Source organism: Paraburkholderia sp. BR14320 (genome assembly GCF_040948665.1).
In the GTDB taxonomy this organism is placed as follows: domain Bacteria; phylum Pseudomonadota; class Gammaproteobacteria; order Burkholderiales; family Burkholderiaceae; genus Paraburkholderia; species Paraburkholderia youngii.
The window spans coordinates 175,481-193,908 of record NZ_JBFPKG010000004.1; the positions used below are offsets into that span (position 1 = coordinate 175,481).

Here is an 18,428-nt window from a genome sequence, read left to right on the forward strand (position 1 = left end):
AAACAGAAGCGACAACGACGTAAAAACCATGGAATGAAGGAGACAGTCAGGATGAAACTGAAACCACGCAAGATTCTGGTGGCGCTCGCGCTGGCCGCGGTTGCCGCGGGGACCACGGTCGTCAGCACCGCTCAGGCGAGCACGCTCGCGATGAACATCGCGTTCAAGGGCGCGAGCCAGCGCGCGGTGTGGCAGCAGGTGGTCGACGAGTTCAAGAAGGCGCATCCCGGGATCGACGTGAAGGTGTCGTTCATCGACGAAGAGGCTTACAAGGTCCAGTTGCCGGGTTGGCTTTCGACTGTCGCGCCCGATATCGTCAACTGGCACGACGGCGAGCGTATGGCGTATTACGCGCAGCGCGGCCTGTTCGAGGATCTGACCGGCGACTGGCAGAAGAACGGCTGGAACGACATGTATGCGTCGACGAAGGAAGCATCGTCGTACAAGGGCAAGCAGTATGCCGCGCCGACCGTGTACTACTCGTGGGGGATGTTCTATCGCAAGGACCTGTTCGACAAGGCCGGCATCAAGGGCGAGCCGAAAACTTGGGACGAGTTTCTCGACGCCGCGAAAAAGCTGAAGGCTGCCGGCATTACGCCGATCGCAGTGGCGGGCCGCGATGCGTGGACGCTGGCCGGCTGGTTCGATTACCTCGATCTGCGTCTGAACGGCAATGCGTTTCATCAGAAGCTGATGGCCGGCGAGATTCCGTACACCGATCCGCGCGTGAAGAAGGTCTATACGACGTGGAAGCAGCTGATCGACGACGGCTACTTCATCAACAATTCACTCTCCTACGATCTCGATTCGGTGCAGCCGTTCCTGTTCCAGGGCAAGGCCGCCATGATGCTGATGGGGACGTTCATTGCGGCGGGTTTCCCGGACAACGTGAAGCCGCAAATGGGCTACTTCCAGTTCCCGATCATCGACTCCAAGGTGCCGACCGCCGAGGATGGACCGGTCGAATCGTTGCATATTCCGTCGAAAGCGAAGAATAAGGCCGATGCGCACACGTTCCTTGCATTCGTCGAGACGCCCGAAATCGGCGCGCAACTCGCAAAGGGACTCGGCTCGTTGTCGGCGAACAGCAAGTCGCCGGAGCCGGAAGATCCGATTTCGAAGATCGGCTTCCAGATCCTGTCGAATACGAAGGGCGGTATTGCGCAGTTCTACGATCGTGACATGACAAAGGAAATGGCCGACGAAGGGATGAAGGGGATGCAGCAGTTCGTCTCCGATCCGTCGAAACTCGACGACATCCTCGCGCAGCTCGAGCAGACGCGTCAGCGTATCTACAAGAAGTGAGCGGCGGCGGCCGCAAGGCCGCTGTCCGATGCATCGCGTTGTATCAGCGGATCGGGAGATTGATCGTGTCGCATTCCGTCAGCCGTCATAGCGTCGACGGTTCTGTTGAACCCGGTGGGCCGAGCTTGCCGGCACCGGGCGGTGCGCTGGGCGGCGCACCAGTCGCGTCGCGCCGGCGCGGCCCGACGCCGACCGCGCGGCGGCAGCGGCGCGCCGCATTCCTGTTTCTCGCGCCGGCCTGCTTCATGGTGGCCGTGTACGTGGTGTGGCCGATTCTCTCGACGATCCGCCTGAGCTTCTTCAACTGGGACGGGATGACCGAGCCGACCTTCATCGGCCTCGCGAACTATATCGAGCTGGTCCATACGCCGACGTTCTATACGGCGCTGAGGAACAACCTGATCTGGCTCGTGCTGTTCCTGCTCGCACCGCCAATGGGGCTCGCCGTCGCGCTGTATCTGAACCAGGCGGTGGCCGGCATCCGGATCGTCAAGTCGCTATTTTTCGCGCCGTTCGTGTTGTCGGGCGTCGTGGTCGGACTGATCTTTTCATGGTTCTACGATCCGACCTTCGGCCTGCTCGCGATGATGCTCGGCCACGGCGTACCGGTGCTCGGCGATCCGCGCTATGCGACGTTCGGCATCGTGTTCGCCGCACTGTGGCCGCAAACCGCGTACTGCATGATTCTTTATCTGACCGGCTTGACCACGTTGAACGCCGAGCAGATCGAAGCCGCGCGAATGGAAGGCGCGCAGGGCTGGTCGATGCTGTGGCACGTGATCCTGCCGCAGTTGCGGCCCACCACGTTCATGGCGATCGTCGTGACGATCATCGGCGCGCTGCGCAGCTTCGATCTGATTTCGGTGATGACGGGCGGCGGTCCGTTCGAAAGCTCGACGGTGCTCGCCTATTTCATGTACGACCAGGCAATCAAGTATTACCGCATCGGCTATTCGGCGGCGATCGCGGTGGTGCTGTTCGGCATCATGCTCGTGTACATCGTCTATCACCTGCGGCGGATGCTGCGCGCCGAGCAATAAGGAGCCGCTGATGTTTCCGATTCCGATCGACAAATGGAAGCCGGCCACGCGCCGTGCATACAAACTGACGTTACCGATTGCACTCGTGATCTGGCTGCTACCGATGATCGCGGTGCTGATCACGTCCGTGCGTTCGACCGAAGAACTGAGCGAGGGCAACTACTGGGGATGGCCGAAGCACTTCGCGATGTTCGACAACTATCGCGAGGCGTTGACGACGTCGCCGATGCTGCATTACTTCTGGAACAGCGTGCTGATCACGGTGCCTTCGGTCGTGGGCTCGATCGCACTCGCGGCGATGGCGGGCTTTGCGTTGGCGATCTATCGCTTTCGCGGTAATTCGACGTTGTTTGCGACCTTCGTCGCGGGCAACTTCGTGCCGATCCAGGTGTTGATGATCCCGGTGCGCGATCTGTCGTTGCAACTCGGACTGTTCAATACCGTAAGCGCGCTGATTCTGTTTCATGTGTCGTTCCAGACTGGCTTTTGCGCGCTGTTTCTGCGTAACTTCATCAAGCAGCTGCCGTTCGAACTGGTCGAGGCGGCGCGTATCGAAGGGGCGAACGAGTGGACCGTGTTCTTCAGGATCGTGCTGCCGCTGATTCGACCCGCGCTCGCTGCGTTGGCGATCCTCGTGTTCACGTTCGTGTGGAACGACTATTTCTGGGCCCTGTGTCTGACGCAAGGCGATGACGCCGCGCCGATTACGGTCGGTGTAGCCGCGCTGAAAGGGCAGTGGACGACCGCGTGGAATCTCGTTTCGGCAGGATCGATTCTGGCGGCGCTGCCATCGGTGATGATGTTCTCTGCGATGCAGAAGCATTTTGTCGCGGGCTTGACGTTTGGCGCGACGAAGGGATGAAGATGTTGGCGCGTGGCGATGCTGCGTAGAGAAGGGTTGCCCGCGTAAGCGGGCTTTTTTTCGGCGTCTATCGAGGGGCCGCTTGTCTTCGCTCGCCTGGCTCGCGAGGTCCGCGGCCCGAGCCATCCACGGATGAGCAAACGCGACGACGCTCGCGCCTGCCGCATGCGCATCTTTCGTCGCCGATGCGTTCGCCGCAAAGCATGCATCCATTTCACCGCTGCGAAACAGTGTCCAGACTTGCGGCACGTGAATGATGTCCACTGACGCGGAACGTTCTACCGCATATTGCGCGAAGAGTTTCCGATTGGATTCGAGCGCGGATTCGGCCGCGCACAATACCGCAATCTTTCCGCCGCCTTGCGCGGCTTCAGCGGCCGTGGCGGCCAGCGCGGCATTGGCCCGGATAAGAGGCACAGGCGCATCCTCCGTCTCGCTGGGAAAACCAGGCCGCGACCGCCGATTCACCCGCTCGCCGCCCATCGGATAAGATACGGCCCGCCATGCATTTTTAGAACGGAAGGAGTGGTTTCAATGATCGAACCGAGCAACGTTTTCAAGGAAAATCTCGCCAGAATGCCGGCAATCGACGGCATCGCGCGCATCGATCTGGTCAACGGCAGCGGTGCCGTGGTCGCCAGCATCGAGAACAAACCGGGCAAGCAGGGCTCGCTCGCGGTGTACAACTACCTGCGCGGCGCGTTCGGCGCGCTCGACGCGAAGGCGGCCGAACACGGCCTCGCGCTGTTCGCCGAGCATACGGCCGACGCGCGCAACCGTCCGGGCGCCCATCCGAACGTCGATCACCTGCTGGCGATTGCCGCCGGCGGCGAGGCATTGCGCATCGACGTTGTTCCGGCAGCTTAAGGCCGCTCGAGTCTTTTCCGCGTCCACAAGTTAGACGTTTTCCTACCGCTACCGCAAATTCCGACGCCCCGGCGATGGGATTTGCGGCCCGCCAGCGCTGATTGCTCGGTAAAACCCTCGTTTTTCTCGAAGCCCCCGGATTAGCTTCAGATTCGGCTTCTGTTCGGCGAATTGAAACGCCGGGGGCCGGCGCACACTGAGTTCGTCCCGTCGCGTATATCGCGCTTTTCCGTCAGGAGCCCCGGATGTCTTCCCGTCACAACAAACCCCGCCGGTTCGACGCCGACCTGCCGGAACTCACCACCTCGGAATGGGATCAACCGGCGCAGCGTCCTGACGACATCGCAATGCGCGAATTGCAACGCGGCTCCGAAGCCATTCTGCGTCTCGCCACCCAGGCACACGCGGCCGTCGCCCGAAGCGACGAAGCGGGCGCGCAAGCCGCACGCCAATCGCTCGAAACGCAGCTGACGTTCACCACCGCCCTGATCGATGAATTGCTGTTCGGTGCGCCCGAGCGCTCCACGCTGCATTGACCGCGAACGCGGCAGCAAACCGTACTAACCCGTAGTCCCGACTTTCCGAAAGCTGACATGAGCGCGTTGACCGTCTTTCTTTGCATCTGGGCCATGGTCGCGTTTTGCGCGGTCCTGTTCATCCGCGGCGCGAGTCCGCGCGTCGAGCGTCAGGTAGGAGAGCCGCGCGCCCGTCGGTCACGCTATTCGATCGCCGAGTAACCCGCACGTCCAACGACGCGGAATCAACGGGGTAACATGAGGAGCGCCGGCGCCACTGCCGGCCGGCACCGACGATGTTCCTCAGGAGGTTCTCGTATGGACACACATTCGATTCTCGGCATGCTGCATGCCGAAGAGGCTTTGCTGGTCTCCATCGTGCGGTCGCTGCCTGACGACATCAAGCGCAGAATCGCCAACGACTTTCACGAGCAGGCGCAACTCGCCGAAAGCTCGCATCTGAATCCCACCACGAACCGCGAAACGAGCGATGCATTCAAGGCCCATGTCCGGCGTCTGTCGAACATGCTTGCGTCGTTGTCTTGACCCGGCCGACCTCCGCACGACCGGGCCGAATATTCCGGCTCGTTCTCTCGCCGCATCGCAGGCTCATTTGGGGGCAGCTTAAGGCTGGCCTAAGAAAGCGACCCTAGGCTGCCCCGAGCCTCATGCAGCGTCTTACGCAGTGCCAGCAGACGCTGATTCAACGAAACCACCTCGTCGTGCGTGCCTTTTGCGCATGCGACGGTCGACAGTCGTTCCTGAACATGCCTCTATCTGTAGCTCGTCTTTTGCCGGGGCGCGCCAGCAAAATCATTGTCGTATGTGCAATGAGCTCGGTATGCGCTGCCTATCTCGTCAATCATGAACGCGCCGGGCGCAACGACGAACCGGATGTGTCGCTTCTGAGCAAGGACTCGACGGCGGCCGTTGCCCGCGCGCCGAGATCGGCGTCGGCATCCGCACCGGCGCTGCCGGCTGCGCAAGCCCCTACATTCACCGTGAGGGAAGCGCCGGTCGAGCGCACCTTCGCGGCGGCCGCGCAGAACCTTGGCATCGATGCGGGCACCACAGCGATTCTGTCAAACGCGTTTCGCGACGAGATCGATCTGTCGCGCGATCTGCAAGCCGGCGACCGCGTGAGCGCCATATTCGAAACCAGTAGCGACAGCGGCAAAGACGCAGCGCACGAACCGTTAGCGGTGCGCATCGTACGAGGCTCGACCGCGCACGACCTGTTCCTTCACAAGAATCCGCAAGGTCAACCGCATTACTACTCGAAAGACGGCGTCAGCACGGGGCCTACGTTCGAGCGCTATCCGCTCGACTTCACGCGCGTGTCGTCGGCTTTCTCGTTGCGCCGCTTCGATCCGGTAGTGCATCGTTGGCAAAGTCATGACGGTGTCGACCTTGCTGCGCCGGCCGGCACACCCGTGCGTGCGACCGCGCGCGGCGTGATCCGCTTTATCGGCCGTCAGACCGGTTATGGCAACGTGGTCGTGATTCAGAACCCCGCATCGTTTTCGACGACGTTCGCGCATCTGTCGCACTTCGCGGAAGGACTGCGCGCCGGCAGCCGCGTGATGCGCGATCAGGTGATCGGCTATGTCGGCAAGACCGGTTGGACGACCGGGCCGCATCTGCACTTCGAGGTTCACGTCAACGATGTGCCGCAGGATCCGCTCAAGGTCGATCTGCCGCAGAAGAAGTCGCTTGCCGCCGATGAATTGCGGCAATTCGAACTGCGGGTCGCGCAATTGACCGCGCTGCTGTAAGCCATTTGTCGTCTCAACTTTGCGACACGTCGGTCCGCATGACCCAGGCACTCGTTCGGCGCATCGCGCGCCGGCGATTCCGCCCGGTACGTGTCGCAAACCTCGGCGTGTCAATCCGCATTCGGGTATTCCCCCGCGCGTCGAACGATGTGTCCGAACCAGCACGAACTCGTCGGAGCATTCACGCAGCGTCTCATTTCCGATGCATCGCGTGCGATCAGGCCTGCTTCGAAGTGCATCGGCACGCATCCGTCCATACGTGGCAACGCTTCGTCCCAGCATGGCATAGCCGTTGCAATAAGTCCGGCACAAGAACTACACATGTTGCAGCCGGAATTTCACGCAGTGAATAAATGCCGACGGCAGCAAACGTCTTCGCGATTCGCGCTCGGGGAGCTTGGCGCAACACGCGAAGTACGGCGGGGCCACCACCAAACGGATGTCGACAAACAACGACGACGCGAGCGGACGATACGGCAGTATCTATCGTCCGCTCGCGATCGTGACGGCGTGAAGCGATGACCCCGCCATTTTTTCCGTGCTTGCGGGCGCAGCCGAATTCGCGGCGGCCCCGGGCTAAGGGGCGCTTGCGCGCAGACCGGCGGACTGCGAAGATCATGCTAACGCTCATCTACACGGTATGCAGCCGCTGCATCAGGGGATGCCATGCTAGCGTCGAGCCCGTTTCCGGCATTGCTGCACCACGCGAGCCTGTGGCTGCAAGGCTACGCGCTCGCGCTGGTCATGATGGGACTCGGCGCGTTGCTCGAGCGCCGCTGGCCAGCCGCATTGCTGCAATCGCGCGCGGGGCAGCGTCTGAACATGGCGTATGCGGGCGTGTATCTGGCGTTGGTGGAAGCCACGAAGCCGCTGACCGCGGCCGCAAGCGTCGCGATCGTGAATGCGCTCGGCGGCGGCATGGTGGTGCTGGTGTCGCGCGGGTGGGGCGCGCTCGCTTCGTTCGTGATCGTACTGCTGACGATCGATTGCCTCGAATACGCGTTTCATCGCTTGCAGCACACGTGGCCCATCCTGTGGAAGCTGCATTCGCTGCACCATAGCGCGATGGATTTCAACGTGACGATCACGTTGCGGCATCACTGGATCGAAGTGTTCATCAAGGGCTGCCTGCTCTATCCGCTCGTCGGCGTATTGTTCAAGGTCGAGCCGTGGATCGTCGGTGCGACGTCGATCGTGTTCATGTTCGGCAACTACTTCGCGCATCTGAACTTGCGCGTGGACCTCGGCCGCTACGTCGCGTGGGTCAACAATCCGCAATATCACCGCTTGCATCACTCGATTCGCGCCGAGCATCTCAACCACAACTTCGCGCAGCTATTGCCGATGTGGGATCACGTGTTCGGCACGCGCTGGGTGCCCGCGAAACACGAGTGGCCCGCCACCGGTCTCGACGATGGCACGCAGCCGAGCTCTCTGCTCGGCGCGTTCGGCTGGCCATTGGGTCAGCATGCGGGGCGCGATGCGTTACCCGTTCGCAAGCCGCTTGCCGTGCTCGACAAGAAAGCGAAATAGCGCTGGCTAAGCGGGTTGCGCGCCGCGCACCGCCTTGCCGCCCAGCAGCGACACGATTAGCGTGGCCATCACCAGCACACCCAACGCCGCGCGCAAGCCGAGCACGCCGGCGCCGAAACCGATCAGCGGCGGCCCGACCAGAAAGCCCGCATAGCCGAAGGTGGCCGCCATCGACACACCGATCGCCGGCGTCGCGCTCGAACGGCCCGCCGCGCTGAAAATCACCGGAACGATATTCGCGAGACCGATGCCGACCATCGCGAAGCCGACGCACGCGGTCAGCACCGTCGGCAGGCTCAGCACAAGCGCGAGTCCGGCGAACGCGATCAGACCGCCAAGCGCGACGACCTTGCTCGAGCCGAAGCGTCGCACCGACGCATCGCCTGCGATGCGGCAGGCCGCCATCGAAAACGCGAACGCGGAGTAGCCGATCGCGGCAATGCTCGCTTCCTGGTTCAACGTGGAGCGCAGGTACACCGCGCTCCAGTCGGCCACCGCACCTTCCACGAGCATGCACATGAACGCGAGCAGCGCCAGTTTCATCACGGCGCTGTCGGGCCATGCGAAGCCGCTCGACGCGGCGGCCGCGCGCGGACCGATATCGCGCAACGCAAACCATGCAGCAAAAATGATCAGGGCCGCGATGAACAGATCGGGAACGAGCAGCCCGCCCATGACGCCGACGCCGCCTTTCTGCAGCATCGCGCCGCTCGCCGCGCCAAGCAGGCCGCCCGCGCTCCACGCGGCATGAAACGACGACATGATCGGCGCGCGCCAGCGTGTTTCGATCGCGCTCGCATGTCCGTTCATCGACACGTCGAGCGCGCCGTTCGACGCGCCGAGCGCAAACAGCACCACGCCCAACGTCAGCATGCCGGGCGCGATCGCGGGCAACGGCAGCGCGATCGCGAATGCCGCGCCGAGCAGCGCGGTGGCGCGGCCGCTGCCGACGCGCGGCGCGAGTTGTCCCGCGAGCGGCATCGCGACGATGGCGCCGAGCGCGAAGCAGAACAGCGCAATGCCGAGCGAGGTGTCGCTGAGCGCGAGGCTTTCCTTGATGCGCGGCACCTCGACCGCCCATGCGCCGATGCCGAAACCGTTGGCGAGAAAGACGGCGAGCGTCGCGATGCGTTCCCTGACGAGTGAGTTCATGGGCGTGCCACCATCACGTTATCGCAGACGGCCTCGAGGCGCGCGATACGCGCGCCCGGTACGTCCGCTTCGACGAACAGATGATCGACCGACGAGGCAGGCGCTACCGCGAACGGCGCCGCCGTGATCAGCTTTTCCGAGGTCAGCGCGATGGCGATCTGGCCGCTCGCTTTGACCATTGCGCGTTTTAGTTCTGCATCCTCTGCGTCGAATGCGGCGACGCCTTCGTCGGGATCGAACGCGCAGGCGCCGAGAAAACACAGGTCCGCGCGGATCTGCTGGACCTGCAGCAGCGCGGTCGCGCCGAGTGAGCCCGCCGCGCCCCCGGCGATGCGGCCGCCGATCAATATCACGTCGATCCCCGGCCGGTTCAGCAGCCGCGCGCAGGCCTCGGGCGAATTCGTGACGACGGTCAGGCCGGCGTTGTCGGGCAGCGACGCCGCGATCGCGACGTTCGTCGAGCCCGCGTCGAGCAGCACGATCTGCTTCGGACGAACGATCGATACGGCCGCCGCGGCAAGGCGTGCCTTGCGATCGACGGCCTCGTGCATCCGGAGCGCCGCGGGTTTGTCGGCGGGCGACATCAGCAGCGCACCGCCATACACCCGCTTGCAGTAGCCCTGATCCGCGAGATCGCGCAGATGGCGGCGCACCGTGTGCTCGGAGATCTGCAGCTCAGCGGCAAGCTCAGCCGCGAGCACGCGACCATGCGTGCGCAACCGCTCCAGAATCAGCGCTTCGCGCTGCTCGGGCAGTAGCCCGTTGATCGCTTCTTCCCGGGTTCGCTGCATAGGTCTCGTCTCCGTTTCGGCGCAAACCGATCATAAACGAGCAAAATGTAGCGCAAACGCTCGTGAAGTGCAAGCGGGGGCGAGCGCGGCTTGCCGTGGTCTCAGGCGACTCCGGTCAATTCCGGTCGCGAGTCGCGGCCGAAAACCAGCCGGTCGAGCAGCCACACCGCGGCGAGCGTTGCGCCCATCAGCGGGAACACGACGCCGAGCAGCACGAGGCCGGTTTTCCAGCCCCGCATCGGCGGCGCGGCGCGCTCGCGCGACGGCGCGCCGAGCGAGCGTTGCGGCCGGCGTTTCCACCACATCACGCAGCCGGTCACCGCGAGCGCGGCAAGGCCGAGCGAAATGGCCGCGCACAGTAGCTGATTCGCGACGCCGAAGTAGCGACCCATATGCAACGACGTGCCGTACGACACGGCCTTCGCGATCGCGCCGTAATCGCTGTAGCGGATGTCCTTCAGGATCGCGCCGCTGTATTGATCGACGTACAGCGTGCGTTCGTCTCGCGGATTCGCGGGGAACCAGGAAAGCGTGTAGACGCCGGTTGCGGAGTTCGGCAGCACGATGCTGTAGCCGTCCGTGATGCCGAGCGATGCGGCGAGCGCGACGGAATGGCCGAGCGACAGAGGCTGTGCCGCGTCGCTGGCCGACGAAGAGGGCACGCTGGAGTTGCCTGCGGCCCACGGCGTGAGCGGCAACGGCAGGTCATCCATCACCATGCCGGGCATCGAGTCCATGTCGGTATGCGTGGCATGCTCGCTCATACCTCTCGCGTGGTCGGCGTGATCCGGCTGCGCTCCCGGCACGATGGAGCGCAATGGCAGACCGCCCCACGCACCCGGCGGCGCGCCCAGCTTCGTCGCGGTCGCAAACGCCTTGAACTGCTTGCCCCACGAGCCGGTCCACGGCAGACCGGTCAACACGAACGCCAGCGCGCCCAGCGCGAGCCAGATGCCCATCACCGCGTGAAGACTTTTCCATAGCGGACGTCCCTTCAGCGCGAGCCGCGGCAGCAGCACAGCGCGCGCGGTCGTTCTGCCGCGCGGCCACCATAGCGCGATGCCGGTGCCGATCATCACGAGCGTCCAGCATGCGGCCAGTTCCATCAGTAGCTCGCCGGGCTTGCCGAGCAGCAGCTTGCGATGAATCATGCGATCCACCTGCATCAAGCGACGCTCGACGCTCAGCGTGCCCAGCACCTCGCCGTTGTACGGATTCAGGTAGACGCTCTGCTGCGTGCCGTCCGCGAGCCGAAACACGAATTCGGCGCTGCGTTGCGGATCGCGTGTGATCGCTGCGGTCGTCGCGACCGAACTGGGCGGCATCGCCGCGCGCGCTCGCGCGAGCAGCACGTTGTCGGGCAGTCTCGGCACCGCTTGCGGTGCGACGACCATCTGCTGCCGATACAGCAGCGGCTCGATCTGTGGCTGGAAGCAATACACGGTGCCGGTGATGGCGAGCACGAGCAGAAACGGCATCACGAAGAGGCCCGCGTAAAAATGCCAGCGCCACAGTGTTCTATAGCCTGGATGAGCGGGGCCGCTGGTGGCGGCAGCGGTCGTACCGTTCTGCGCACGTCCGGGTTCGGCGGTTGGAGTCGTGGACATGAAATCCTCGTCGGGCAATGGGGCGATGGGTTACTCAGAGACGCAGCTTCGCTTCGACATAGAGCGTGCGGCCCGGATACGGGTGGTAGACGAAGTAGCGCGCGTCGAACAGGTTGTCGACGCCGATGCCGAGTTCGCTGAGCTTCGTCGGCTTGAACGTGAACTTCGCGTCGGCGACCGTGTAAGTGCTGGTGCCGCCGAACACGTTGGGGTTCGTGTCGGTATTCGTCAGCGTGTTGTACTGACGGCCCGAGTAGCGCGCGGCGAGCGTCAGCGCCGCTCGCGCGTCGAAGTGATACGTCGCGGCGAGATTCGCGCGCCACAGCGGAATGCGGTAAAAGTACTTGCCGACCGAGGCCGGATTCTGAGCGTTCTCGAGGATCTTCGACTGCGTGTACGCGACGCTCGCGAGCAGATCGAGTGCGCGCACGAATACGTCCTCGCCCGAATAGCTCGTTTCGACGCCGCGCGAGCGAACCTTGCCGATGTTCTGGAAGTTCGTCACGTTCGGGATCACGGTGGTGTCGGTCTGACTGAAGATCGTGTTCTTTACGTCGTCCTGAAACAGCGACAAGCGGAACACGCCATTCCAGTGCGCCCATTCGGCGCTCAATTCTGTCGAGAGATCGTCTTCAGGCTGCAGATGCGGATTGTTGTTGACGATCGCAGAGCCATTGAATTGCCCCTGGAACAGTTCGCTCGCGGTCGGAAAGCGATAGGCGCGCCCGATCGACGCGCGCAAAGTCAGATCGTCGCTGACATCGAACGATAGCGACGCCTTCGGCGAAAAGTGATGCTGGCTGGCGTCGCTGTACGGAATCGTCGTGCCGGGCAGCGACTGTGCGCCGTCGTAGGCTTGCCAGTCTTCATAGCGCACGCCGTAGACGAGCTTCCAGCGCGGCAGAAAGCGCCATGCGTCCTGCGCGTAAAGAGCTTGCGTCTGCGTCTTGCCGGTGAACGCGTTGGCGAACGAGGCCGCGTCGCCGTCGCGCCAAGCCAGCGTGTGGTAGGTCTGGTTGTCGACGAAGTAGTTGTCGTAGTGGTAGCCGAAGCTCAGTGCGTGATTGGCTAGCCCCGGCTGGTTCGTCGCGGGCGTGTAGGTGCCGCGCAGGTCCAGCGTCTTCCAGCCGGTGCCGTCGCCGAACTGCACAGTGCCGGGCCCATTGCCCGGGCCGCCGGCATTCGCGGTCCGTGCGACGCTATTGCCGATGTCGTAATACGACGCGATCGCCTCGCCGTTCCAACCGGTCGCGTTGCGCGTTTTCAGCGACACGCCGTAGAGCCAGTTCTCGCTGTGCCCGAGACTCGGTGCAAACGCGGCCGCCGGAATCGTGTAGTGGTAGCCGTTGATCGACACGTTGCCGCTGTAGACCGGGTTGCCGTCCGGGTCGCGCAGGAAGGTCGAGGTTTCGCTGTTGTACGTCTGGTGCCAGTAGCCGAGCGTGAAGCCGCCCTGCAGCGTCGGCGTGAAGTCGTACTGCATCTTCAGCTTGAACTGGTCCTGCACCGTGTGCTCGATGCCTTCGCCGTTCACGCCGAGCACGGCCGTCGGCGTATTGGTCTGGTTGTCGTAGAAATGGGCGCCGGTGACGGGCGTGTCGCCGGCCTTCGCGGGCGTGGTCGATTGCGCGAGCGTCGCGAATTGCAGCGGCTGACTCGTGTTCTCGAGATGATTGACGCCGAGCAGGTATGAGAACTTGCCGATCCGATCGCCGAGCGACGCGCTCGCTTCGCTGCCGTTGAAACTCTGGTTCACGCCGAACAGGCTGAAGTGCTGCGTGAATGCCTTGACGTCGGCGCTGGCCTCGAACTGCTTCGGCATGCGCGTGCTGATCAGCACGGTCGCGCCTAAAGAGTTGCCGGGGTACAGCGCGGAAAACGGCCCGTAGATTACGTCGACCTGCTGGATCTGGTCGGGATACACCATCGACCAGCGCGGCGGAAACGAATAGCTATTGCCGAGCAGGTTGCTGAGCAGCAAACCGTCCGCATAGACGAGGCCGCGCGCGCTCTGCGTATTGCTGGTGCCGCGCACCGCGATGATCGAATTCAGATCGCCGATGAAGCGCTTGCGTACCGCGAGGTTCGGCATGTACTTGAGCACGTCCTCGGTGTTGACGACGTTCCAGTTCGCGAACTGATCGCGCGTGACGGTTTCGACGGTGGCGGGCAGGTTCGGGTCGACGGCGCGTGGTGTAGCGCTTGCACTTGCGCTCGCATTGACGCTGACGGCGGGCAACGTCGCATCGGCGTCGGCGGCATGCGCGGGTGTTGCGACCAAAGCAGGCACGAAAGCAGGCACGAGCGCGGGCCAATGAACGGAACGACGAACCGCGCGATGAGCGGAACAGACAGCGTCACGACGGACGCAAAAAGACAGCCTTCGCAGCGCGAAGTTGAACATGAACGTTTCCTCGATGCATTGAACAGGCAATCGCAGGCTTCGTCGACGTGAACGACGAAGGCGCGATCAGAACCGGCAGCGATCAGGAAACGACAGGTGGCGCGCGCGGACGTCCCGACGGGAACGCGCCCAGCGGCGTGAAGCGGATGGACAGCGTGGGCGGCGCGGTGCCGGCCAGCGGTAGCGCTGCCGGCGGCTCGGCGGCAGCGAGCGTCGGCGTCGCGACGTGATGTTCGAGCAGATGACAGTAGCCGCACGCGCCGAATGCATCGTCGTGGCTTAGATGCACGGTGGCGGGACTGGTTTGAGCGACGACGCTCGCATTGCTGATATCGCTCGCGCCGCTCGGATGAAGCGCCGAACACAGCGCGGCAATCGGCTCGTGAGTGCGGCCCGATTCGAGCAACTGACTGATGAGCGGCGCGAACACGACGAGCCACATGGCGACGAGGCCAAGCCATGCGGTCAGGTGGTTGCGGGAGCGTCGAGTCATGAGCGTCGAGGAAAAGACGGGGGCGATTCTAGCATCACCGCGCGACCCTTTCATTCGTAATGTCAGGTATAGCGGGGGATTAGACCGGCTCGCTATTCGGTTCGCTCGGCCGCCTGTCGGCCGCTAAATCGACATATCAGCGATTGGTGGCGCTGCGCCCGCTCGACGCGAACGCGCATTATCAACTCGGCAACGTGCTTTACGGGCTCGGTTATCGTGCCGAAGCGGAGGCGGCGTTTCGGCAGGCGGTCACGATTCACCCCGACCACGCCGAGGCGCACTACAACCATGGCATCGTGCTGCGCGACCTCGGTGCTGCTGTGGCAGGAAGACGGCCTCGGCGACATGCTGCAATTCAGCCGCTATGTTCCGCTGTTGAAGGCGCTGGGGGCCGCGCATATCGCGTTTGCGTGTGCGCCGGCGTTGCATCGGCTGATCGCGAAGGTGGATGGCGTCGATGCGGTGCTCGACCACCACGGAGCGCTCACGCGCGTCGCGACCTACGATTGCTGGACCAGTCCGCTGAGCGTGCCGCTGCATCTACGCACGACGCTGGATACGCTTCCGCGCCCCACGCGACTGAGCGCGGAACCCGCGCTCATCGAACACTGGCGCTCCACGCTCGACGCGCTGCCGCCCGCCCACCGGGTCGGTCTGGTCTGGAAGGGCAACGCGAAGCATCATAACGACGCAAATCGCTCGCTGCCGTCGCTCGCTGCCGTCGCTCGCCACGCTCGCGCCGCTGTGGAGCGTGCCGGGCCTGAACTTCGTGAGCTTGCAGAAGGGGCAGGGGGAGGACGAAGCGCGCACCCCGCCGCTCGCGCAGCCGCTGCTCGATCTCGGCGCGCGCGTGACGGACTTCGCGGACAGCGCGGCGGTCGTCGCGCAACTCGATCTGGTGATCTGCGTCGATACGTCGATCGCGCATCTGGCCGCATCGCTCGGCAAACCGTGCTGGGTGATGTTGCCCGAAAGAGATGTGGACTGGCGCTGGATGCATGAGCGCGACGATTCGCCGTGGTATCCGCACACGCTGCGTCTATTCCGGCGCGCGCCAGGGGAAGACTGGGCTAGCTCGGTCGAGCGCGTGCGGCAGGCGTGCGTCGAGCGATTCGGCGGCGCGCTATGACGCCTCGGTGAGCTGCATGTGATACAGGCCCCACGGCGACAATTCGAAGCGGTCCTTCAGCGGCCTGGCCGCGAGTTCGGGAATCTGATCCGCGTCGTAGATCGCCCATAACGGCCCCACGCCACCGAGCGCGAGCGGCTTGCCGTCCATTTGCGTCGCGACGATGAAGTGATACTCGCGCACCTTGTCGAGCGTCGTCTGCACCGCGTAGCCGTCGACCGCGTGCATGACGATTTGCGTGCTGCCTGCATCCGGCGCGCCGATATGCGCGAGCACGTCGGTCAGCAGCGGGCCGCTGAACGTATGCAGGTGCGCATCGTATTCGATCGTCGGATGGATCGTCACGGACTTCATGCTCGCGAGCAAGGGCAGATCGACCCCATACGCTTGCGAAAACTTCACCTGGTGCTTCGCCAGCAGTTGATCGAAAGCCGGATTGAGCGCGCCGCGATTGCTGTTCCTGATCGCACCGGAGATCGTCAGGAGAACTGGAGACGGCGCGCATTCGGCATGCTCACGCTTTGCGCCGAATGCGGGCGCGACCGCCGCGCCCAACACCGTGGCGCTGGTCAGGAACTGGCGTTTGTTCATTACGTTTTCTCCGGCTGTCGATGAGGCTTCGCGTGGTGATGAGCGCGCTCTTCTATTGTCGGAGAATTGCCGCCGAAGATGATACGGCGATGCTTCATTTGCGCGTCATTCGCTATGCTATTTCCGCATGCGATTCACCGCGGAACTGGCACGCTTTTCGCGGACGCTGCGTGACGCGGGACTACGGCACGCTGCCGGCGCCGTTCGACTGGCGCGCGTTTTCCGACAGCCTGCGAGATCGATGGAAACGCTCAGGTCGCGTCGATACTGACCGTGCGCGTCACATCGACGACCGACAGCCGGATCGCGTCGATCAAAGCGCGCGCGGCCGGCGACGGCGTACCCGCCGCGCGCATCGTCAGGCCGATCTCGCGCCGCGTGTTGTGCAGCGGTACGTCGAGCGCCACCAGTTGGCCGGATTGAATCTCGTGATGCAGCTGCTGCGCCGACAACGCCGCCGCCATGTCGGTGCCGAGCAGCAGCCCGCGAATCACCGCGAGGTCGGCGGTCTCGACGGTCGGCAGAGGCGGCTTTACCTTCATCCGCTTGAATTGCGTTTCGAACAGCGCACGCGCCGGCGCGTTGCTGCGCGGCAGAATCCATTGCGCGTCGCGCAGACCCATGATGGTCAGATTGTGCGCTTGAGTCAGCGGATGACCGCGGCGCACCAGCACCACCATGTTTTCCGACATCAGCCGCTCGTTTTTCAGGCCGCTCGTCGCGTCGTTCTCGCGCAGTGCGCCGAGAATGAAGTCGATGTCGCCGGCGCGCAGACCGGCCACCAGCGTCTCGTACGCGCTCTCGTCGGTGACCACGCGCACGCCCGGATTCTCCGAGGTCATTCGCGCGATCGCCTTCGGCAGGATCAGCGTGCGTCCGAGCGGCAACGCGCCGACCGTCACCGAGCCCTGAATCTTGCCGTGCAATGCGGCGATATCGTCGGGGATGTGTCGCAGTTCGTTCAATGCGCGGCGTACGTGCAGCAGGAACGTTTCGCCTTCGGCCGTCAGCAGGATGCCGCGCGGGCTGCGATGGAACAGGCTCAGTCCCGAGCCGCTTTCGAGTACGCGGATCGCGGCGCTCACCGCGGGCTGGCTGATGCCGAAGGTTTTTGCCGCGCTCGGCATATGCCGATGCCGCGCGAGCGCGGCGAACAGTTGCAGGCGCCGCGTGTTGAGCAGGTACGCGGGCAATGCGCCCTCCGATACGGACCGGCGGCGCGTCTGTCGCGCGGCGCACCATTGCGCGAGCTCTTCGAGTTCAGCGAAGATCCGCTCGCAGCGATGCAGCACCGCGCGGCCGACCGGCGTGGGCAGCATGCCCGAAGGACCGCGATCGAACAGCGGCACGCCGAGCGCCGACTCGAGCTCCTGCACGGAGCGCGTGACCGCCGACTGCGCGCGAAACAGCGCAGCCGCCGCACGCGTTGCGCTACCCATGTCAGCGACGAGCCGGAAGGCGCGCAATTGCGCGAGATTGAGCAGGTCCTTGCTGCTGACCGACAGCGGCGCTTTGGCGGCCGCCTGGCTGGTTTCGGCGGAAAGTGCGTCGTTGCTCATGCCGCGCCCGCGATCAGATGCAACGATGGCAGCGACAGATTCAGACTCTCCTTCGAGATGTGCGTGTGCTCCTTCATCAACGCATCGACGCGCGCGCCTTCGCGTTGCTTCAGCGCGTCGACGATCGCGTGATGCTGGCGATGCGCGTACATCAGCATCATGAACTGACGCTCGCGTGCGGCTTCGTCGAACGCGATCGTGAACGGCGACACGAACGGCACTTTGTCGTTCAGGCTGAGCGCGGCCGTGATCGCCTGGTTCTGCGCCGCTTCGACGATCAGCGCATGAAAGCGGCCGTTCATCTGTGCGTAGCGCACGTCGTCTCCTGGCTTCAGGTGCTTTTGCTCGAAGATTTCGTCGCCTTCGCGCAGGCATTCGTCGAGCGCGGCGGCGAGCGCCGCGCTCATGCCGTTTTCGGCCACCGAGCGCGCGGCGAGTCCTTCGAGCACGCCGCGCACGTCGATCGCATCGAGGACGTCACGCACGCTGAAGCGGCGCACCACATAGCCGCGCGAGCCCGAACGATCGAGCAGGCCTTCGGACGACAGCACGCTCAACGCATAACGCAGCGGCGTGCGCGACACGCCGAGCCATTGCGCGAGCTGTGCTTCGACGAGCCGCTGCCCGGGCGACAATTCGCCCGACAGGATCTTCTCGCGTAGGGTCTGCACAATCGCTTGCTGGGTCGTCTCGTTCATCGTTTCGTCGGTCGTCGGAAGCACCGCAGTATAGCCACGCGCGCAGCACCGCTCCAAGCGTTGAAAAAGTGCGTTGCGAGTTGTTTTCGAGGTCATCTGTTTTATTT

At 63.8% G+C, this 18,428-nt stretch carries 18 protein-coding genes and 1 pseudogene; 11 read left to right on the plus strand and 8 right to left on the minus strand.

Going from position 1 to position 18,428, the window contains the following annotated elements; genetic code table 11:
* The first annotated feature begins 51 nt into the window (after positions 1-51).
* The 9 genes from AB3X89_RS06270 to AB3X89_RS06310 all read left to right on the plus strand — a co-directional run bounded on the left by AB3X89_RS06270 (position 52) and on the right by AB3X89_RS06310 (position 7,897).
* Positions 52-1,305 (plus strand): ABC transporter substrate-binding protein, encoded by a 1,254-nt coding sequence (locus AB3X89_RS06270; protein ID WP_368582368.1) that lies wholly within the window; start codon positions 52-54, stop codon positions 1,303-1,305.
* Positions 1,306-1,370: 65 nt separating this feature from the next.
* Positions 1,371-2,345, plus strand: a complete 975-nt coding sequence (locus tag AB3X89_RS06275) for a carbohydrate ABC transporter permease (RefSeq protein ID WP_368582369.1) — start codon at positions 1,371-1,373, stop codon at positions 2,343-2,345.
* A 10-nt stretch (positions 2,346-2,355) separates the two neighbouring features.
* Positions 2,356-3,207 carry a carbohydrate ABC transporter permease gene (locus AB3X89_RS06280; protein WP_368582370.1) on the plus strand — a complete coding sequence of 284 codons (852 nt, stop codon included), beginning with the start codon at positions 2,356-2,358 and terminating at the stop codon, positions 3,205-3,207.
* A gap of 534 nt (positions 3,208-3,741) precedes the next feature.
* The gene (locus AB3X89_RS06285; protein WP_368582371.1) at positions 3,742-4,074 is read left to right on the plus strand and encodes a DUF2322 family protein; all 333 of its coding nucleotides are present in this window, start codon (positions 3,742-3,744) and stop codon (positions 4,072-4,074) included.
* A gap of 245 nt (positions 4,075-4,319) precedes the next feature.
* Positions 4,320-4,610: a hypothetical protein gene (locus tag AB3X89_RS06290; protein WP_368582372.1), complete on the plus strand. Its 291-nt coding sequence runs from the start codon at positions 4,320-4,322 to the stop codon at positions 4,608-4,610.
* Between the two features lie 57 nt (positions 4,611-4,667).
* On the plus strand, positions 4,668-4,811 hold the full coding sequence (locus tag AB3X89_RS06295; protein ID WP_368582373.1) for a hypothetical protein: 144 nt from the start codon (positions 4,668-4,670) through the stop codon (positions 4,809-4,811).
* A 96-nt stretch (positions 4,812-4,907) separates the two neighbouring features.
* The gene (locus tag AB3X89_RS06300) at positions 4,908-5,135 is read left to right on the plus strand and encodes a hypothetical protein (protein WP_013092139.1); all 228 of its coding nucleotides are present in this window, start codon (positions 4,908-4,910) and stop codon (positions 5,133-5,135) included.
* A gap of 284 nt (positions 5,136-5,419) precedes the next feature.
* The gene (locus AB3X89_RS06305; RefSeq protein ID WP_368582374.1) at positions 5,420-6,364 is read left to right on the plus strand and encodes a peptidoglycan DD-metalloendopeptidase family protein; all 945 of its coding nucleotides are present in this window, start codon (positions 5,420-5,422) and stop codon (positions 6,362-6,364) included.
* A gap of 666 nt (positions 6,365-7,030) precedes the next feature.
* Positions 7,031-7,897 carry a sterol desaturase family protein gene (locus tag AB3X89_RS06310; protein ID WP_368582375.1) on the plus strand — a complete coding sequence of 289 codons (867 nt, stop codon included), beginning with the start codon at positions 7,031-7,033 and terminating at the stop codon, positions 7,895-7,897.
* Between the two features lie 6 nt (positions 7,898-7,903).
* Here the strand turns inward: AB3X89_RS06310 and AB3X89_RS06315 are convergent, their stop codons facing one another.
* From AB3X89_RS06315 to AB3X89_RS06330, 4 genes are all read right to left on the minus strand, one after another.
* Positions 7,904-9,049 carry an MFS transporter gene (locus AB3X89_RS06315; RefSeq protein ID WP_368582376.1) on the minus strand — a complete coding sequence of 382 codons (1,146 nt, stop codon included), beginning with the start codon at positions 9,047-9,049 and terminating at the stop codon, positions 7,904-7,906.
* Complete coding sequence (locus tag AB3X89_RS06320; RefSeq protein WP_368582377.1) at positions 9,046-9,840, minus strand: DeoR/GlpR family DNA-binding transcription regulator; 795 nt, start codon at positions 9,838-9,840, stop codon at positions 9,046-9,048. Before AB3X89_RS06320 ends, AB3X89_RS06315 begins: the two co-directional genes overlap by 4 nt.
* A 101-nt stretch (positions 9,841-9,941) precedes the next feature.
* Positions 9,942-11,447: a PepSY-associated TM helix domain-containing protein gene (locus AB3X89_RS06325; protein WP_368582378.1), complete on the minus strand. Its 1,506-nt coding sequence runs from the start codon at positions 11,445-11,447 to the stop codon at positions 9,942-9,944.
* A 34-nt stretch (positions 11,448-11,481) separates the two neighbouring features.
* Positions 11,482-13,749 carry a TonB-dependent receptor gene (locus AB3X89_RS06330; protein ID WP_368582379.1) on the minus strand — a complete coding sequence of 756 codons (2,268 nt, stop codon included), beginning with the start codon at positions 13,747-13,749 and terminating at the stop codon, positions 11,482-11,484.
* 12 nt (positions 13,750-13,761) lie between these two features.
* Between AB3X89_RS06330 and AB3X89_RS06335 the strand changes: the two genes are divergently transcribed.
* Complete coding sequence (locus tag AB3X89_RS06335; RefSeq protein WP_368582380.1) at positions 13,762-13,902, plus strand: hypothetical protein; 141 nt, start codon at positions 13,762-13,764, stop codon at positions 13,900-13,902.
* A gap of 31 nt (positions 13,903-13,933) precedes the next feature.
* On the opposite strand, the gene AB3X89_RS06340 is transcribed toward AB3X89_RS06335, so the two are convergent.
* Positions 13,934-14,344 carry a DUF2946 domain-containing protein gene (locus AB3X89_RS06340; protein WP_368582381.1) on the minus strand — a complete coding sequence of 137 codons (411 nt, stop codon included), beginning with the start codon at positions 14,342-14,344 and terminating at the stop codon, positions 13,934-13,936.
* A 107-nt stretch (positions 14,345-14,451) separates the two neighbouring features.
* On the opposite strand from AB3X89_RS06340, the pseudogene AB3X89_RS06345 reads away from it, so the two are divergent.
* Positions 14,452-15,473, plus strand: a pseudogene (locus tag AB3X89_RS06345) (tetratricopeptide repeat protein); the annotation flags it as partial.
* On the opposite strand, the gene AB3X89_RS06350 reads toward AB3X89_RS06345, so the two are convergent.
* The 3 genes from AB3X89_RS06350 to AB3X89_RS06360 form a co-directional block, all read right to left on the minus strand.
* The gene (locus AB3X89_RS06350; RefSeq protein WP_368582382.1) at positions 15,468-16,064 is read right to left on the minus strand and encodes a molybdopterin-dependent oxidoreductase; all 597 of its coding nucleotides are present in this window, start codon (positions 16,062-16,064) and stop codon (positions 15,468-15,470) included. The pseudogene AB3X89_RS06345 and the gene AB3X89_RS06350 overlap by 6 nt on opposite strands.
* 251 nt (positions 16,065-16,315) lie before the next feature.
* Entirely contained in the window at positions 16,316-17,623 is a 1,308-nt protein-coding gene (locus AB3X89_RS06355; protein ID WP_368582383.1) for a LysR family transcriptional regulator, read from the minus strand.
* Entirely contained in the window at positions 17,620-18,321 is a 702-nt protein-coding gene (locus tag AB3X89_RS06360) for a GntR family transcriptional regulator (RefSeq protein ID WP_368582384.1), read from the minus strand. The genes AB3X89_RS06355 and AB3X89_RS06360 overlap by 4 nt, the downstream gene beginning before the upstream one ends.
* Positions 18,322-18,428 lie beyond the last annotated feature (107 nt).

What these genes read in the sequence shown, in the direction of transcription:
- AB3X89_RS06295 (WP_368582373.1), top strand. Translation starts at nt 4,668, where the DNA reads ATGAGCGCGTTGACCGTCTTTCTTTGCATCTGGGCCATGGTCGCGTTT.
- AB3X89_RS06310 (WP_368582375.1), top strand. Translation starts at nt 7,031, where the DNA reads ATGCTAGCGTCGAGCCCGTTTCCGGCATTGCTGCACCACGCGAGCCTG.
- AB3X89_RS06290 (WP_368582372.1), top strand. Translation starts at nt 4,320, where the DNA reads ATGTCTTCCCGTCACAACAAACCCCGCCGGTTCGACGCCGACCTGCCG.
- AB3X89_RS06270 (WP_368582368.1), top strand. Translation starts at nt 52, where the DNA reads ATGAAACTGAAACCACGCAAGATTCTGGTGGCGCTCGCGCTGGCCGCG.
- AB3X89_RS06300 (WP_013092139.1), top strand. Translation starts at nt 4,908, where the DNA reads ATGGACACACATTCGATTCTCGGCATGCTGCATGCCGAAGAGGCTTTG.
- AB3X89_RS06315 (WP_368582376.1), bottom strand. Translation starts at nt 9,049, where the DNA reads ATGAACTCACTCGTCAGGGAACGCATCGCGACGCTCGCCGTCTTTCTC.
- AB3X89_RS06280 (WP_368582370.1), top strand. Translation starts at nt 2,356, where the DNA reads ATGTTTCCGATTCCGATCGACAAATGGAAGCCGGCCACGCGCCGTGCA.
- AB3X89_RS06340 (WP_368582381.1), bottom strand. Translation starts at nt 14,344, where the DNA reads ATGACTCGACGCTCCCGCAACCACCTGACCGCATGGCTTGGCCTCGTC.
- AB3X89_RS06325 (WP_368582378.1), bottom strand. Translation starts at nt 11,447, where the DNA reads ATGTCCACGACTCCAACCGCCGAACCCGGACGTGCGCAGAACGGTACG.
- AB3X89_RS06355 (WP_368582383.1), bottom strand. Translation starts at nt 17,623, where the DNA reads ATGAGCAACGACGCACTTTCCGCCGAAACCAGCCAGGCGGCCGCCAAA.
- AB3X89_RS06320 (WP_368582377.1), bottom strand. Translation starts at nt 9,840, where the DNA reads ATGCAGCGAACCCGGGAAGAAGCGATCAACGGGCTACTGCCCGAGCAG.
- AB3X89_RS06350 (WP_368582382.1), bottom strand. Translation starts at nt 16,064, where the DNA reads ATGAACAAACGCCAGTTCCTGACCAGCGCCACGGTGTTGGGCGCGGCG.
- AB3X89_RS06285 (WP_368582371.1), top strand. Translation starts at nt 3,742, where the DNA reads ATGATCGAACCGAGCAACGTTTTCAAGGAAAATCTCGCCAGAATGCCG.
- AB3X89_RS06335 (WP_368582380.1), top strand. Translation starts at nt 13,762, where the DNA reads ATGAACGGAACGACGAACCGCGCGATGAGCGGAACAGACAGCGTCACG.
- AB3X89_RS06305 (WP_368582374.1), top strand. Translation starts at nt 5,420, where the DNA reads ATGAGCTCGGTATGCGCTGCCTATCTCGTCAATCATGAACGCGCCGGG.
- AB3X89_RS06360 (WP_368582384.1), bottom strand. Translation starts at nt 18,321, where the DNA reads ATGAACGAGACGACCCAGCAAGCGATTGTGCAGACCCTACGCGAGAAG.